This is a genomic window from Microbacterium sp. LB12, assembly GCF_037150835.1.
In the GTDB taxonomy this organism is placed as follows: domain Bacteria; phylum Actinomycetota; class Actinomycetes; order Actinomycetales; family Microbacteriaceae; genus Microbacterium.
The window spans coordinates 130,435-146,067 of record NZ_JBBCPF010000005.1 but is presented as its reverse complement, the minus strand read 5'-3'; the positions used below and the strand labels follow the sequence as shown (position 1 = coordinate 146,067).

11 protein-coding genes are annotated in these 15,633 nt (G+C 70.9%); 3 read left to right on the top strand and 8 right to left on the bottom strand.

The window, feature by feature from the left end:
* Positions 1–11: 11 nt before the first annotated feature.
* Positions 12–1,295, bottom strand: a complete 1,284-nt coding sequence (locus WFM69_RS10910; protein ID WP_337004519.1) for a CynX/NimT family MFS transporter — start codon at positions 1,293–1,295, stop codon at positions 12–14.
* 54 nt (positions 1,296–1,349) lie between these two features.
* On the opposite strand from WFM69_RS10910, the gene WFM69_RS10905 reads away from it, so the two are divergent.
* Positions 1,350–2,150 (top strand): AraC family transcriptional regulator, encoded by an 801-nt coding sequence (locus WFM69_RS10905; protein ID WP_337004517.1) that lies wholly within the window; start codon positions 1,350–1,352, stop codon positions 2,148–2,150.
* 25 nt (positions 2,151–2,175) lie between these two features.
* Here WFM69_RS10905 and WFM69_RS10900 read toward each other — a convergent pair whose 3' ends face one another.
* Positions 2,176–2,664, bottom strand: coding sequence for a hypothetical protein (locus WFM69_RS10900; RefSeq protein ID WP_337004515.1), 489 nt, complete (start codon positions 2,662–2,664; stop codon positions 2,176–2,178).
* 73 nt (positions 2,665–2,737) lie between these two features.
* Here WFM69_RS10900 and WFM69_RS10895 point away from each other — a divergent pair, with 73 nt between their 5' ends.
* Both WFM69_RS10895 and WFM69_RS10890 read left to right on the top strand, forming a co-directional pair.
* Positions 2,738–4,189 (top strand): phytoene desaturase family protein, encoded by a 1,452-nt coding sequence (locus WFM69_RS10895; protein ID WP_337004513.1) that lies wholly within the window; start codon positions 2,738–2,740, stop codon positions 4,187–4,189.
* 99 nt (positions 4,190–4,288) lie between these two features.
* On the top strand, positions 4,289–5,332 hold the full coding sequence (locus WFM69_RS10890) for an ATP-dependent DNA ligase (protein WP_337004511.1): 1,044 nt from the start codon (positions 4,289–4,291) through the stop codon (positions 5,330–5,332).
* A 6-nt stretch (positions 5,333–5,338) separates the two neighbouring features.
* Here WFM69_RS10890 and ligD read toward each other — a convergent pair whose 3' ends face one another.
* The 6 genes from ligD to WFM69_RS10860 all read right to left on the bottom strand — a co-directional run bounded on the left by ligD (position 5,339) and on the right by WFM69_RS10860 (position 15,608).
* A complete protein-coding gene (gene ligD, locus WFM69_RS10885; RefSeq protein ID WP_337004509.1) occupies positions 5,339–6,412 on the bottom strand; it encodes a non-homologous end-joining DNA ligase in 1,074 nt (357 codons plus the stop codon).
* Positions 6,413–6,468: 56 nt separating this feature from the next.
* The gene (locus WFM69_RS10880) at positions 6,469–7,620 is read right to left on the bottom strand and encodes an SseB family protein (RefSeq protein WP_337004507.1); all 1,152 of its coding nucleotides are present in this window, start codon (positions 7,618–7,620) and stop codon (positions 6,469–6,471) included.
* Between the two features lie 61 nt (positions 7,621–7,681).
* Complete coding sequence (locus WFM69_RS10875) at positions 7,682–10,153, bottom strand: ATP-dependent helicase (RefSeq protein ID WP_337004505.1); 2,472 nt, start codon at positions 10,151–10,153, stop codon at positions 7,682–7,684.
* Between the two features lie 95 nt (positions 10,154–10,248).
* On the bottom strand, positions 10,249–13,371 hold the full coding sequence (locus tag WFM69_RS10870) for a lamin tail domain-containing protein (protein ID WP_337004503.1): 3,123 nt from the start codon (positions 13,369–13,371) through the stop codon (positions 10,249–10,251).
* A 231-nt stretch (positions 13,372–13,602) separates the two neighbouring features.
* A complete protein-coding gene (locus WFM69_RS10865) occupies positions 13,603–14,619 on the bottom strand; it encodes an ABC transporter permease (RefSeq protein ID WP_337004501.1) in 1,017 nt (338 codons plus the stop codon).
* Positions 14,616–15,608, bottom strand: a complete 993-nt coding sequence (locus WFM69_RS10860) for an ABC transporter ATP-binding protein (RefSeq protein ID WP_337004498.1) — start codon at positions 15,606–15,608, stop codon at positions 14,616–14,618. Before WFM69_RS10860 ends, WFM69_RS10865 begins: the two co-directional genes overlap by 4 nt.
* Positions 15,609–15,633 lie beyond the last annotated feature (25 nt).

Below are 15,633 nucleotides of genomic sequence, written 5' to 3'. Positions count from 1 at the left end.
GCGGCGTCGGGTCACCGCGCACCCGAGCGCACGTGACGCTCCCGGCTGGCTGCGGAACCGGCGACGACCTGCACCCCGAGCACGAGGATGAGCGCCGCGACCGGCACACCCCATCCGCCGACCGCGGCGTGCAGCATGCCGAGACCGATCGGACCGAGCCCCGCGAGCAGGTAGCCGATGCCCTGCGCCATCGTCGACAGGTGCGCCGTATGGCGCGCGTCGGGAGCGCGGAGCACGATGTACGTCAGCGACAGGGCGATGGCGGCACCCTGGCCGAACCCGAGCAGCGTCATCCACAACCACGGCGCTGCCCCGCCGGGTGCGACGAGGAGGCCGATGAGTCCCGCCGCGCAGAGGAGACCGGAGAGCAGCACGGGGAGCCATGTCGGTCGGATGTGGCGGAGCATCGAGGGCACGAGGAGCGCAGCCGCGATCCCGGGGAAGCTCGAGTACGACAGCAGCAGGCCTGCATCGGCGAGGGGAACCCCGGCGTCCTGCAGCATCGTCGGAATCCAGGTGAGGGCCGCGTAGTAGCTCAGGCTCTGCAACCCCATGAATCCTGTGACCGCCCACGCGACCGGATCGCGCAGCAGCGTCGAGAGGCGCGGCTCGTCGCGGGGCTCCGGGATCGCATCGGCCGCAGCGCCCGCGGCCCGCGCAGGCTCCGGCGAGACGCGTATCGCGCGGGGAAGCCAGATCAGCAGCGCGAGCACGGCGGGGATCGCCCAGACCGCCAGCCCACCCCGCCACGACCCGTCGAAGACCGACAGGAACGGCACCGTGAGAGCGGCCGCCGCCGCGGCCCCGAGGAAGAGCGCCGTGGAGTACAGCCCCATCATGAGTCCGAGGCGATGCGCGAAGTCCTGCTTGATCACGGCCGGCATGCAGACGTTCGCCACGGCGATGCCGGCGCCCACCAGGATCGTCCCGCCGAACAGTGCGACGGGTGAGGGCAGCAGCCGGATGCCGATGCCGAGCGCCACGACGACCATCGTGACGGCGAGCAGTCGGTGCAGACCGATCCACCTGGTCAAGGCCGGGGTGAGGAAGGCGAACGCGCCGAACGCGAACACGGGGATCGTCGTGAGCAGTCCCGCCGCGGCGGCGGGGATGCCGAGGTCTCGTTCGATCGACGGGAGTGCCGGGCCCACGGATGCGACACCCATGCGCAGGTTGAGGGCGATCAGCAGAAGCCCGGCGCCCACGTAGATGCCGGCGAAGACGGCACCCCGACGGACGGACGGCGGGCCCAGCGGGGTCGGGGCGGTGTCGAACGGCTCCTGCATCGTGGTCATGATCCGAGTTCAGCACCGCCGACGCGTGTCAGGAAACACGTAAACTACAGATTGATGTCGAATACCCGCCAATCCGCCCGACTCGTCGACCTGCACCTCGTCGACTTCGACTCTCTCGCCGGTCTGCCGATGGAGGGCGCCTACCGCTTCGCCCATGCCGAGACCTCCCCGCGGCACGCGCATCCGCTCGGACACCTGGTGCACGCCGCGTCCGGAGTGCTGTCGCTGCTCACCGACGAGGGAGCGTGGATCGCACCCTCGACCCGCATGGCATGGGTGCCCGCCGGCGCCGAGCACCGTCATCGCGCGCACGGACGCACGGACATGCGCATCGTCCACCTCACCGACGAACTCGCCACCCTGCTCCCCGATGCTCCCGCGGTACTGGTCGCGACACCGCTGGCACGCGAGGCCGTGCTGGCGATGACATCCGGTCGGTCGCGCAGCGACGACGCGCTCGACCACCTCCGACGCGTCATCGTCGACGAGGCGATCACGGCACCCGAGCAGCCGCTGCACCTTCCGGAACCGCAGGACGCACGTCTTCGTCACGCGGCGCGCATCGTCGAGGACGACCTCGCCACCCCTGTCGCGCTCGGGGAACTCAGCGCGCGCACCGGCACCGCCGAACGCACGCTGAGCCGCCTTTTCCAACAGGAGACCGGCATGGGCTACCGGCAGTGGCGTCTCCAGCTGCGCGTGCACCGGGCGCTGGTCCTGCTCTCCGACGGCACGTCCGTGACCGACACGGCCGCGGCCTGCGGATGGGCAACGACCAGCCAGTTCATCGAACAGTTCACACCGCTCGTCGGGATGACTCCGGGCCGATACCGCGCCTCCCAGCTGCCGACATGACCCGACTCGCGTCGCGGTCTCCGGGTCAGCTGCAGCCGCAGCCGCCCGACGGCGTCTTCACCATGAAGCACACGTCGCATACACCGTAGTCGCGCTCCTCGACCGGCTTCGGAGCCTTCTCGGCCCGCGGCGCGGAGACCCGAGGAGTCGTGGTGCGCTTGGCGGGACGTGCGGGAGCGATGGGGAGCAGCTCGCTCGGGTGGCTCACGTAGAAGAACGGCGCACGCCCCTCGCTCGGCTGCAGCCGCAGCGGCGCCGAGCCCACGACGATCCGCTCGTCCTCCGTGAAGCCGTTGGTGTACGTGCGACCGATGTGCAGAGGTGCACCGTCGCCGCGACGGATCGCCTCGATGTAGCGACCGCGGTCGATGTAGGAGCTGATCCCGATCGACTCGACGATGGCCGTGATGAACGCGTGGTTCGACGGGTCGATGCGGTGCGCGCGCAGCGCTTCCGGGAGCGAACGGTATGGACGGGAGGTGCCTGCGGGGGTCGGCCCCTGAACTTCTTTCATCCCCTCCAGGATCGCACGCCCCGAGCCCTGCGTCCGACCGCCGCAGCGCCACGACCCGTGCGAGACTGACCCCATGACGCGCGCGACGATCATCGGCTCCGGCCCGAACGGGCTCGCCGCGGCCGTGTCGCTCGCTCGCGCAGGGTACGAGGTGCGCGTGCTCGAAGCCGCCTCGACCGTCGGCGGCGGCGTGCGCACGGCGGAATCGACGCTCCCGGGCTTCCGGCACGACGTGTGCTCCACCGTGCACCCCACGGCACTCGCCTCCCCATTCTTCCGGGCGTTCGGGCTCGCCCAGCGGATCGAGTGGATCCATCCGGACATCTCCTACGCCCACCCGCTCGACGACGGCCGGGCCGCGATCGCCTGGCGGGACATCGACCGCACGGCGGCAGCGCTCGGAGCCGACGGCGACGCCTGGCTCTCGCGCCTGCGTCCGCTCGCCCGCCGCATCGACGGACTCACGGACTTCACCGGGAACCAGCTGCTGCGCGTTCCCCGCGATCCGCTCACGGCGATCCGCTACTCACTGCGGATGCTCGACCAGGGCACCTCCCTCGCCCGTCGGAGCTTCCGCACGGAGAAGGCCGCGGCGCTGCTCTCGGGGGCCCTCGCGCACGCCAACGCCCCGCTGCCGTCTCTCGCGGGTTCCGCCACCGGGCTGCTGCTCGGCGCACTCGGACACGCCGGCGGGTGGCCCTATCCCCGCGGTGGCGCCCAGCGCATCGCCGACGCCCTCGTCGCAGACCTGGAAGCGCACGGCGGCGTCGTCGAGACCGACTCGCGCGTGACCGACCTCGGCGGCCTCGACTGGGGCGACCCTGCTCGCGGTGACCTGTTGATGCTGAACACCTCTCCGCGGCTCGCGCTCACGCACCCCGATGTTCCCGCCGGGTACGCCAGGGCGATCCGGTCGTACCGCTACGGTCCCGGCGCGGCGAAGGTCGACTTCGCCCTGGATGGTCCGATCCCCTGGGCCGGCGCCGACGTGCGTCAGGCCGCGACCGTGCACCTCGGCGGCACCCGCGCGGAGGTGTGGGCGAGCGAGAACGCCGTCGCTCGGGGGCGCGTGCACGAACGCCCGTACGTGCTCGCCGTGCAGCCGTCGACGCACGACGATTCCCGTGCGCCCGCGGGCAAGGCCGTGCTGTGGGCGTACATCCACGTGCCTGCAGGATCCGACCTCGATCCGACCGCGCTCATCACCGCCCAGGTCGAACGCTTCGCGCCGGGATTCCGTGACCTCGTCCTCGCGCATCACGCGGTGCCGGCCTCATCGCGCGAGGCCATCAACCCCGCCGAGCTCGGCGGCGACATCTCGGGAGGGGTGTTCGACATGCGTCAGGCGCTGCGCCGGCCCGCCCTCTCCTCTGCGCCGTGGCGGACCCCGATGCGCGGTGTCTACCTCGCCTCCGCCTCCACCCCGCCCGGCCCCTCCGTGAACGGCATGGCCGGCTGGCATGCCGCCCGGACGGCCCTCCACGACGCCGGAGCACCCGCGACGCTCGACGATCTGTTCGGCTGAGGCGCTCCGTCCCGGCGGCCGACGCCATCCCACGATTCTCCTGAGTCGTGAACACGGCACGGGGTTCCGGCGCGGGCGCTCCGAGGACAGGATGGAGGCATGCGCTACGACATCCCCGCGCCGATGCTCGCGAAAGCGGTTCCGGCGGTGCCCGACCCGGCCAAGACGGCGGGCGGACTGCTGTACGAACCGAAATGGGACGGATTCCGCGGGCTCATCGCCTGGGACGGCGAGACGGTGGAGATCGGCTCCCGCGGGGCCAAACCCCTCACGCGGTACTTCCCGGAGCTGGTCGACGCGATCCCCGAGCTGCTGCCGGAACCGTGCCTGCTGGACGGCGAGATCGTCGTCGCCACGGGCGCTCGAGGTGCGCAGCGGCTCGACTGGGAGGCGCTGAGCCAGCGCATCCACCCGGCGGCTTCCCGCGTGGCCCGGCTCGCCGCGGAGACCCCGGCGATGTTCATCGCGTTCGACCTCCTCGCGGTCGGCGACGACGACCTGCGCGCGGAGCCCTTCGCGACGCGTCGGGAACGACTCGAAGCGTTCATGGACGCGGTCGAGCACCCGCTGCACCTCACGCGCACCACGCGCGACCGCGAGGCCGCCGTGCGCTGGCTGGCCGAGTTCGAGGGTGCCGGGCTCGACGGCGTGGTGGCGAAGCCGCTCGATCAGCCGTACGCGCCGGGCAAGCGCACGCTGTTCAAGATCAAGCACGCCCGGACGGCCGACGTCGTCGCGCTCGGCTACCGCATCCACAAGTCCGGTTCGGGTGTCGGCTCGCTGCTCGTCGGACTCTACGGCGACGACGGGGTGCTGCGCCAGGTCGGCGGAGTCGCGGCATGGAGCGATGTGCGACGCCGGGAGCTCGTCGACGAACTGGCACCGCTCGTGGAACGCGACGAGTCCGGCGATGCGGTCACCGCCGAAGGCGAGCGTTCGCGGTTCAGCGGATCGAAGGACGTGTCGTTCGTGCGGCTGCGTCCGGAACGCGTGCTGGAGGTCCGCTACGACCAGCTCGAGGGCGCCCGCTTCCGCCACACCGTGCAGTTCGAGCGCTGGCGGCCCGACCGCGACGCCCGCTCCTGCACGTACGAGCAGCTCGACACCGTCGCCGGCTACGACCTCGCCGACGTCCTGAGCTGAGCGAGCTCAGTCCTTCGCGGCGGGGGTGCCGTCTTCGTCCCAGTGCGCGGCCACCTTCTTGCTGGGCTGCACCCGCGGAGGCTCGCCCGGCATCTTCGGGAACTCCGGCGGGAACGGCAGCTCGCCCAGCCCGTTCGCCTTGTCACGCTCCCACCACTGGAGGAGTGTGTCGATGCGCCCCGGCGACTCCTGCATCGCCGCCCACGGATCGCCGGCGTCCTGCAGCCGCTGCGGGATGCTGCGCACGGTGAACGCCCGCGGGTCCAGGCCGTCCAGCTCCTCCCACCCGACCGGCGTCGACACCGTCGCCCCCGGCAGCGCACGCGGACTGTACGCACCCGCCATCGTGCGATCACGGTTGGCCTGGTTGAAGTCGACGAAGATCCGCTCGCCGCGCTCCTCCTTCCACCAGTTGGTCGTCACCTGCTCCGGCATCCGCCGCTCCAGTTCACGGCCCGCGGCGATCACGGCGTGCCGCACATCCAGGAACTCGTGCGTCGGCTCGATCGGCGCGAACACGTGCAGGCCACGGTTGCCGCTGGTCTTCGCGAACGCCTCGAGTCCCGCCTCACGCAAGACCTCGCGCAGGGTGTGTGCGGCGGTCACGGCGTCTGCGAAGTCCGTGCCCGGCTGCGGATCGAGGTCGATGCGCAGCTCCACCGGATTGTCCGCGTCAGTGGCCAAAGACGCCCAGGGGTGGAACACGATCGTGTTCATCTGCACCGCCCAGACGATCGCGCTCGGGCGGTTCAGCACGAGCTGCGGATGCTGACGCCCGCTGTTGTACGTGACCGTCACGGCATCGACGAAGTCCGGCGTGCCCTTGGGCGGATTCTTCGAGAAGAAGCCCTCCGCCCGTGCGCCACCCGACGGCCCGATGCCGTCACGGAACCGTTCGAGCGAGACCGGGCGATTGCCGTTCGCGGCCAGGAACGGCACGGAGACGAGCTGAACGTACTCGGCCAGCTCGGCCTTGGTGATACCGAGGTCCGGCCACACCACGCGGTTGGGGCTGGAGAGCGCGACCTCACGCTCTCCGTCGGAGTCGGCGACGGTCAGGGTCACGCGTTCGGAGGCCATGCTCCGACCCTAGAGCGCCGTCTCGACAGACGGAACCCCGCGGCGTCGCCCGCTCGTCAGTCCTCGGTGTCGACCGGGAGCGCAAGGACCGGCGCGAGCGCATCCCGCTCGACGACCATCGTCGGCCCGGCGGAGTCGACGATGACACCGGCCATCTCGGCGTGCGTGGTGAGGACCTTCGCGAGCTGCTGCGGCTCGAACGGGAGCGGACGGTCGCCTCGACCCAGCGCGATGACCTCGAGCGGGTGCGAGAACAGCTGCAGGAAGCGGCGTCCGTCCGTCGTCTGCGCCTCGGCGATGCCGACCTGACCCGTGCCGGAGCCTTCGTTCACGGCCACCCACATCCGCTTCGTCGCCAGCGCCTCGCCGACCTTGGTCGCGGAGTCCTGCTCGCGCGGGGCGGCGAGGATGCTCTTGACCGTCATCTCCACATCGGCCTGATCGAGCGTCTTCTGCAGCAGCTCCGTCGGGAACACGACGCGATGCGGGGCCGAGGCGTTGTCGACGATCAGGCCGGCGAAATCACCGGCCACCACCTGCTGCAGCACCGACGTGACCGGCTGGGCGACCGCCGACGTGGCGGCAGGATCGGCCTCGAGCTGCACGGAGTCGCGCACCGCACGGGCCGAGCTGAATGCGAGCATGAACTGACGGTCGTCGTTGTCGCGGACGACCGCGACCGACAGCGCCTTGCCCTCGCTGATCTGCGCGCGGGCGTCGCCGTTCACGCGGATGTACAGGTGGCCCTGCAGCGCCTGCCGCATCACCCCGAGCAGCTGGTCGTTCGTCGCGCCCGCCTCGATCTCGGTGAGCGCCTCGCGCAGCAGCACGTTGTCCTTCATACCGACGACGGTCTCGGTCTGCTCCGGCGGCAGCGCGGGAGCCAGCGGAAGCCGACGCTCCTCGGGAGCTGCCGGTGGGGCCTGCACGCGGGGCGGCTCCGGGAGGGGCTCGGGATCGATGGCCTCGGGCCCGGGGTCGGCGGCGGGCGGTGCCACCTCGGGACCGGCCTGGGCTCCGACGCCACGGAACGCCTGCACCGAGATGCCGATCGTCGGGGCTGCGGCCGCACTCGCCTCGGTCTGCGCGTCGTCGGTCTCGACGGTGTCGACGGGGCTCGCGTCGGTGGTGGCGTCGGTGTCGACGGCTTCGACGAGGGGGGCGACAGCGTCGTCACCGGACTTCTTGCGGCGAGAGAAGAGGGCCATATGAGCCAGCCTAACCCGCCTCGTGCCCCGCGTTCGCCGAGGGCGCACGCTCCTGGACGGACTAGATCTTCTCGATCGGTGCGACCTTGATGAGAAGCTTCTTCTGCCCCGCCGAATCGAACCGCACGTGGGCGATGCGCTTCGCCCCTTCGCCGGTCACGGCATCCACTCGGCCCTCGCCGAAGTCGACGTGCCGGATGCGGTCTCCGGCGGCCAGCTCGAGGTCGCCGTTGTCGCGCATCTTCGCCGTGACGCGATTGGGGAACTTGTCCATGGCGGTCGACAGCGGCTTGAGGGTATCGCGTCCCGGGAGCGCCTTGGGGGCGAACCGGTCGCCGCCCGAGCCACCGAACCCGCCCTGGCGCCGCGCGTTCAGCGCACGCGACTGCATGCCTCCGCGCGAGTTCACGTCTCCGGGCGACTGCCGCCAGTCGATCAGGTTCGCCGGGATCTCCTGCAGGAAGCGGCTGGGCATCGCCACGGTCACCTCGCCGAACTGCGCCCTCGTCATCGCGAGGGACAGATGCAGACGCTTGCGCGCACGGGTGATGCCGACATAGAAGAGTCGTCGCTCCTCCTGCGGACCGCCGGGCTCCCCGGCCGAGATCCGGTGCGGGATGAGGTCTTCCTCGACACCCGTGACGAACACGGCGTCGTACTCCAGACCCTTCGCGGTGTGCATGGTCATCAGCGAGACCGAGCCGGACTCGTCGTCGAGGTCGTCGGCATCCGACACCAGCGCGACCTCGGTGAGGAAGTCGACGATCGTGCCCTCCGGGTTGTTCCGCGCGAAGTCCCGGGCGACCGCCACGAACTCGTCGAGGTTCTCGACGCGCGCTTCGTCCTGCGGGTCGCGGCTCGCACGCAGGGCATCCAGGTAGCCGCTCTTGCCCAGCAGCAGGCTCAGCCCGTCGGCCACCGCGGTCGGCGGCGGCAGCTCGCCGCTCGCCGGGAGCAGGATGGCGGTCGCCTCGGTGAGCACCGCATCGAGCTGGCCGATCGCCGTCTGGATCTTCGGTCCGACGCCGAGCTGTCCCGGCATCGACAGCGCGTCACGGAAACTGATGCCGTGCTCTTCGGCGAACCGCGCGATGGCCGTCTCGGTCACATCGCCGATGCCGCGTCGAGGCTTGTTCAGGATGCGTCGCACCGACATCTCGTCGGCGGGGTTCGCGACCGCCACCAGGTAGGCCAGTGCGTCCTTGATCTCTGCGCGGTCGTAGAACTTGGTGCCGCCCATGATCTTGTAGGGCACCGCCGAACGGATGAAGATCTCCTCCAGCGCACGGGACTGCGAGTTGGTGCGGTAGAAGACCGCCATCTCCGAGTACGGCATGCCCGCGCGGTGCAGCGCCTCGACCTCGTCGGCCACGAACTGCGCCTCGTCGTGCTGCGAGTAGCCCGTGAAGCCGATGATGGGGTCGCCGTCGCCCTTGTCGCTCCAGAGCTTCTTGTCCTTGCGGTCGAAGTTGTTGCCGATCACGGCGTTGGCGGCCGAGAGGATGTTCTGCGTCGACCGGTAGTTCTGCTCGAGCAGCACCACGCGGGCACCGGGGAAGTCGCGTTCGAACTCGCTGATGTTGCGGATGTCGGCGCCGCGGAAGGCATAGATCGACTGGTCGGAGTCGCCCACCACGGTGAGCGAGGCTCCGGGCTCCCCCGCATCGGCCGTCGGCGCCGGATCGGGTTCGAAGATCATCATGCCGTTCGAGGCATACGGGTCGGGAGCGGCGCCCGCGGCACCCGAGACGGGGCGCGTGAGCTCGTGGATCAGCGAGTACTGCGCGTGGTTCGTGTCCTGGTACTCGTCGACCAGGATGTGCCGGAACCGACGGCGGTACGTGTCGGCGACCTGCGGGAAGGCCCGGAACAGGTAGACGGTCTGGCCGATGAGGTCGTCGAAGTCGAAGGCGTTGGCCTTCTGCAGCTGCCGCTGGTAATCGGCGAAGACCTCGACGAAGACGCGCTCGGCCGGGTCGCTCATGTTGGCCTGACGCGCATAGGACTCGGCGTCGGAAAGCTCGTTCTTCAGCTTGGAGATGCGCGACTGCACCGACGCCGGCGTGAGGCCGTACGCGTCGGCCTCGTGCTCCTTCACCAGGCGCTTGAGCAGTGCCCGCGAGTCACCGGAGTCGTAGATCGTGAACGACTTGGTGTAGCCGAACTGCTCGGCCTCACGGCGCAGGATGCGCACGCACGCCGAGTGGAACGTCGAGATCCACATGCCCCGGGCGGCGTCGCCGATGAGTCCCTCGACGCGCTCGCGCATCTCGCCGGCGGCCTTGTTCGTGAACGTGATCGCGAGGATCTGACTCGGCCAGGCCTCGCGCCCGCGCAGGAGGGAGGCGATGCGGCGGGTGAGCACGCTGGTCTTGCCCGACCCCGCTCCCGCGACGATGAGCAGCGCGGGGCCGCGATAGGTCACGGCCTCGAGCTGCTGCGGGTTCAGGCCGGCGAGGAGATCGTCCTGCCCGGGGGCTCCCGGCGAACGGGGACCGGCGGTGGCGGGGACGATGAGAGGAGCTTCGGTCATGGCCTTACGAGTCTAGGCGTCGGCACCGACACCGCGGTCGGCGCCGATGAGCCGTCGGAGGGGTGCGCGCCATGCGGCGACGCACCCCTCCTCTGTCACACCGTGCGCCTGCGCCGCCGCACCGCCACGCCTCCCGCGGCGAGCAGCATCAGCGCGAGCGCGATCGCCGCGATCGGGAGCTCGGCTCCGGTCGCAGCGAGTCCGCCCGTGCCAGCACTGCCGGATGCCGCGATGCGCAGGTCGACCCATCCGAGGAGCGTGCCGTCGGTGTCGAACACCGCGACCCGGTGGGCACCGAACGGCGCATCCGCGGGGACGGTCACCGTGATGGCGCCCGCCGCCGTCAGCGTGCCCGTGGCGATGCGCACGGGATCGGAGTACAGCCACACCGCCACATCGGTGTCGGCGGCCGCCGCGCCCACCGTGACCGTGACCTGCTGACCACGGGTCGCGACCGCGGGGTTCACGGTCACGCCGTTGCGGTTGCCGTCGACCAGAGCCGTGCCGGGGAGCGGCGGGGTGCCGGTTCCGGGGTTCTCGCCACCGGGGTTCTCGCCACCGGGGCCGGCGACCCCGGGGAGCGTCCCGGTGCGCAGCGCCTGGGAGGCGTAGCCGTCGGCGAACCACCACACCGGGCGCTGTCCGTCGGCCGACAGCGAGGCGGGGGCGGTGGCGAAACCCTCGTTGTTGATGTCGGGCATGCCGGCCGGCCGCGCGTAATGGGCGATACCCGGCTGCGCGGTGCCGTTCAATGTGATCTCCGCGGAACGGCCCTGGCAGCCGTCGTCGCACACCGCCCAGAGCGTGTTCCGCACGGTGTCCCAGTCGAGCGCCATGACGCCGGCGAGTCCGGGGGCGATCTCCGACACGAGCGTCGCCGAGCCGTTCGCACCGAGCGCGAACGCGTAGACGTGACCGTTGTCCTCCACCGCGACGAAGAACAGCCCGCCACCGTGACCGGCGTAGTCCGCGGGATCGTACGCCGCGCGGGTGTTGTCATCGAAGAGCTTTCCGGCGAGAGCCGAATCCGGCACCCACTGCACGGCCTCCATGCCGAGGTTCGCACCCACCGCGGGGAGCAGCGACGTCAGATCCCACTCCTGCTGCGCGACCAGATCACCGCTCCCGGCTTCGGGATCGACCTTCAGCACGGTGTTCTGGTTTACGCCCTTGGCGCTGTTGTCGCGCTCCGAGGCGACATAGACGAAACCGTCGCCGTCGACCGTGATGCCCTCGGTATCAGGCCCTGCAGCGCCCGGGTTCGCGGCATCGCGCTCGAATCGCACGCGCTTGCCGTCCTCCCAGCCGGCCACCTTCTCGACCGAGCCGTCGGCGTGGGCGGCGAGCTTCCAGATGCGGCCCTGACCGTTGTCGACCGCCCAGAGGAAGGCGCCTTCGGCCGTCTCCTGCACGTCCAGCCCGGAGCTGTCCTCGAGGAACGTCGGGATGCTGTCGACCACGCGGACATCGGCCGAGCCCGGCCACGGCGACACCGCGACCTCGCCGGCGCAGATGTTCGCCGCACCCTTCGTCGACTCCGCAGTCGCCTCGAACGCACCCGTGGTATCGGGGCAGCGACCCCAGGTGGTGGCGGCGTGACCGGCACCCCACGTGGTCTCGTCCACGAGCAGGTCGCCGTCGAACACCCGCACGGCGTCGCCCGCGCCCAGACCGAAGCCGAGCTCGGCGCGCTCGATCACGAGGTAGCCGCCCGCGACGATGGTGGTGCCCGCCGGAATCGCGTACGCGTGGGTGTCGTCGTCGTCCTTCACGACGACTCCGGACACGTCGAGCGCGGTGCTCGTCGGGTTCACGAGCTCCACCCAGTCGTCCGGCGAGCCGCCGTCGGACTCGACCTCGTTGATGCGCACCGGGTTGCCGCACGCGTTGCGCAGGCCCTTGGTCGAGACCGCGATGTCGACGAAGTCGCCGACGCCGTCCGCGCAGCGTGCCAGCACACCCGCCGCGTGCGCGGCGTAGACGTGCTCGTCGACGGTGTTCCCGTTCGCGTCGCGGATCGTCACGGTGTCGCCGTTGCCGAGGCCGAAGACGAAGTCGATCGGCTGGTCGAACACGTAGTAGCCGCCGGGCTGCAGGATCGTGCCGGCAGGGAGCGGCGTGGCCTGGTTCGCGTGGCCGATCGGGTCGTTGTCCATGACGGTCCAGCCGGAGAGGTCGACCGGGGCGCTGCCGGTGTTGACGACCTCGACCCAGTCGGTGGTGTCGCCGTTCGACTCGATCTCGTTGATCACGACATCGGGCTTCACGCAGGAGTTCGTCGCACCCGGAGTCGGGTGGGCGAGCACGAACGCGCCGACACCGTCGGGGCAGCGGGCGAGCGTCGCGGCGGCGAAGTCGCCGTCGATCGCGGCATGCCCCTGCCAGGGCAGCGTGTCGTCGATCAGGGTGCTCGTCGTGTCGTAGAGCCGGATCCGGTCGGCGCTGCCGATGCCGATCGGGTCGCGGAACGCCGTCTCGACCCCGTCGACGATGCCGATGGTCCCCTCTTCGACCACGAGGAAGGCGCCGGCGGCGATCTCGGTCCCCGGGCGGAACTGCCACCGGTGGTCGTCGGAGTTGTCGCGGATCTCGTAGCCGGAGATGTCCAGTGCGGCGGTGCCCGGGTTGTAGAACTCCACCCAGTCGGCGGGCTGCGAGTCGACCTCGTTGATGCGGATGGAGCCCGCGACCGGTGCCACGCTGCAGTCGTTGGGGGCGCCGGGCGTCGCCGCCGTGGCATGCGCCCAGTCTCCGGTGCCGTCGGGGCAGCGGGCCCAGACCGACAGCGGCGCCGTGTTCTCGTACGCGTAGGAGTCGACTTCCGTGCCGTCCGGGTCGAACAGCACGACCTCGTCGCCCTTGCCGAGCCCGAACGGGAAGTCGACGTCCTTCACGAGCACGAGGAACGCTCCGGGGGCGAGCGTCGTGCCCGCGGGGGCTGCCCCGAAGCTGTCGCGTTTCTCGTCGGCGATCTTCCAGCCCGTCAGGTCGACCGTCTCGGTGCCTGCGTTGTAGATCTCGACCTGATCGGCGAGGCCCGTGACGGCATCGTCGTAGACGATCTCATTCAGCACGAGTCCGAGGGCGGACGCGGAGATCGGCTCGGCGGGACGGATCCCGGGATCGGCGCCGAGGGCGGCGGCGGGTGTGGCGAGCAGAGCGGCGGCGCTGAGAGCGCAGACCGCCGCGACCGCCGCTGCGGATTGCAGGCGGGGCATGGGGGACTCCTGGGTGGGCTCGGCCCGGCCGCCCTCGAACAGATAGGCGCGCCGGGAGGTGACTCAGACGGGTACCCGCCCAGACCATCGATGCCGCGTTGCCGCAGGGCGACCCTCCGGTGCACGCACGGTGAACGGGAGGTGGCCGTTGCGCGCGAAGGAGGGTCGGGGCGGATCCGTGTCCGCCCCGACCCTCCTGCGTCAGGTTCTGCCTGTGCCCAGGTGCCGGGGTCAGGCGATGCGTGTTCCCGGAGGAAGACGCTTCGCGGGTGTCCGGGTACGCGCCCACGCGCCGGCGAACAGCGAGCCGGCGATGACGACCTGAACGCCGAGACCCACGAACCAGCTGGGCACCGACGACTCGATCACTTCCTTGGGCGTGCGGTACTCGTTGGTGCCGCAGTCGTCCCAGCGCTGTTCGAGCGGCGACTGCTGCGCGCTGCGCAGCCCGAACTTGATCTGACCGAACATGTCGACCGGGTAACCTTCGGGCGAGTACTCCGTCGGCGTCGCATCCGCGAGCACGACGAAGGGGTTCGCGGCCAGCACCCACCACACGAGGTCGTAGCGGGGCACCTCGAGCCGGCTGTTGACCTCCCAGCGCGTGCAGTCCGGACTGCCGTCGACGTCGTACGGACGCGAGTAGCTGGTCCCCTCGCTGCGGATCGCCATACCGCCGAGGCCGAACACGATGAGCGTGCCGACCACGAGCGCGGAGACCACGAGGTACGTCGCCGCCACCGAGAACAGCGGACGGGCGATGAGGCCGCTGAGCCCCACGCCGATCGCGGCGACGATGATGATCTCGGCCGCCAGCACGAGCAGCGAGACGAGCAGCACCAGCGGATCCGCGCCCCCGCCGAGCAGCGACAGCGCCAGGAACGGCAGGGCGACGGCGAGGAACGCACCTCCCGTCGCGACGGCGGCGACCAGCTTGCCGATCATGATGTCGCCCGTGGAGGCGGCTGTGACCTGGACCGCGGCGAGCGTGGCGGCCTCCCGGTCGCCGTTGATCGCGTTGCCGCTCAGGGTCGGCGAGACCAGCACCACGAGCAGCAGCACGATGTTGACGACGATCGAGTAGACACCGGCGCCGACCGCATCGCCCCACGAGTACACGGCGAAGGCGAGCCCGGTGATCCCGAGCAGCACGAGGGCGAAGACGCCGAGGAGGATATACCAGCCGACGCTGCGCAGCCGCTGGGTCAGTTCGAGGCGGGCGATGATCCCGATGTTGGCGATGCTCATGCTCCCGCCCCCGTTCCGGTGGTGGATGCCGGTGGCGCAGGTGGCGGTGGTGTGGGCGATCCCGGCGCCGAGGGCTGCTGCAGGTGCAGGAAGGTGTGCTCGAGAGCGCTCTGCGCCGGAGCGAACTCCGCGATCGGGAGGCCCGCTTCGACCAGGAGCCGCAGCGAGTGCGCGGCGGCGTCTTCGTTCGTGAAACCGACGAGCACGGCGCCGCGATCCTGCGCGAGAGCGTCGGGCGACAGACCGAGGCTCGACGCCACCTGCCAGATGTCGGCGTTCATGCGCTCCGCCGTCGCCCCGGCCAGACGCACCCGCCACGCACGCACGGCCGCCTGCGCGGGAGCGGCATCGACCACGGCGCCCGCGACGAGGAACACCGCATCGTCGACCACTTCCTCCAGCTCGGACAGGATGTGGCTCGAGATCAGCACCGTGCGCCCCTCGGCGGCGAGACGACGCAGGAGCACGCGCAGCTGCACCCGCGCCTCCGGGTCGAGGCCGGAGGCGGGCTCGTCGAGCAGCAGCACCTGGGGGTCGTGCACGAGGGCGCGAGCGAGTCCGAGCTTCTGCTTCTGCCCGCGCGAGAGCACCTTGGCGGGAGAGTCGGCCAGTTCGGTGAGCCCGACGAGGGCGAGCAGCTGATGGGCGCGTGCCGAGGCGTCCGGCTTCTCGATCCCGTACAGCCGCGCCGTCGTCACGATGGTCTCGCGGGCCGTGAGCGAGGGCCAGGCGCCGAGCGCATCCGGCATCCACCCGAGCACCCGTCGTGCGGCGAGGGGATCCTCGGCGGGATCGACGCCGCCGATGCGGATCGTCCCGGCGTCGGGGGCGAGCAGGGACGCGAGCATCAGCAACAGCGTGGTCTTCCCCGCCCCGTTCGGGCCCACGAGGCCGGTGACCCGGCCGGGTTCCGCGCGGAGGGTGGCTGATCGCACGGCCTGCACCGCCCCGAACGCTCTACTGACGTCTTGCACAACGATTCCGGTCATCCGGTCAGTCTGGCATCGCGGATCC

Coding starts and splice junctions, on each gene's coding strand:
- WFM69_RS10860 (WP_337004498.1), bottom strand. CDS start 15,608: ATGACCGGAATCGTTGTGCAAGACGTCAGTAGAGCGTTCGGGGCGGTG.
- WFM69_RS10890 (WP_337004511.1), top strand. CDS start 4,289: ATGCGCTACGACATCCCCGCGCCGATGCTCGCGAAAGCGGTTCCGGCG.
- WFM69_RS10870 (WP_337004503.1), bottom strand. CDS start 13,371: ATGCCCCGCCTGCAATCCGCAGCGGCGGTCGCGGCGGTCTGCGCTCTC.
- WFM69_RS10905 (WP_337004517.1), top strand. CDS start 1,350: ATGTCGAATACCCGCCAATCCGCCCGACTCGTCGACCTGCACCTCGTC.
- WFM69_RS10895 (WP_337004513.1), top strand. CDS start 2,738: ATGACGCGCGCGACGATCATCGGCTCCGGCCCGAACGGGCTCGCCGCG.
- WFM69_RS10900 (WP_337004515.1), bottom strand. CDS start 2,664: ATGAAAGAAGTTCAGGGGCCGACCCCCGCAGGCACCTCCCGTCCATAC.
- ligD (WP_337004509.1), bottom strand. CDS start 6,412: ATGGCCTCCGAACGCGTGACCCTGACCGTCGCCGACTCCGACGGAGAG.
- WFM69_RS10880 (WP_337004507.1), bottom strand. CDS start 7,620: ATGGCCCTCTTCTCTCGCCGCAAGAAGTCCGGTGACGACGCTGTCGCC.
- WFM69_RS10875 (WP_337004505.1), bottom strand. CDS start 10,153: ATGACCGAAGCTCCTCTCATCGTCCCCGCCACCGCCGGTCCCCGTTCG.
- WFM69_RS10865 (WP_337004501.1), bottom strand. CDS start 14,619: ATGAGCATCGCCAACATCGGGATCATCGCCCGCCTCGAACTGACCCAG.
- WFM69_RS10910 (WP_337004519.1), bottom strand. CDS start 1,295: ATGACCACGATGCAGGAGCCGTTCGACACCGCCCCGACCCCGCTGGGC.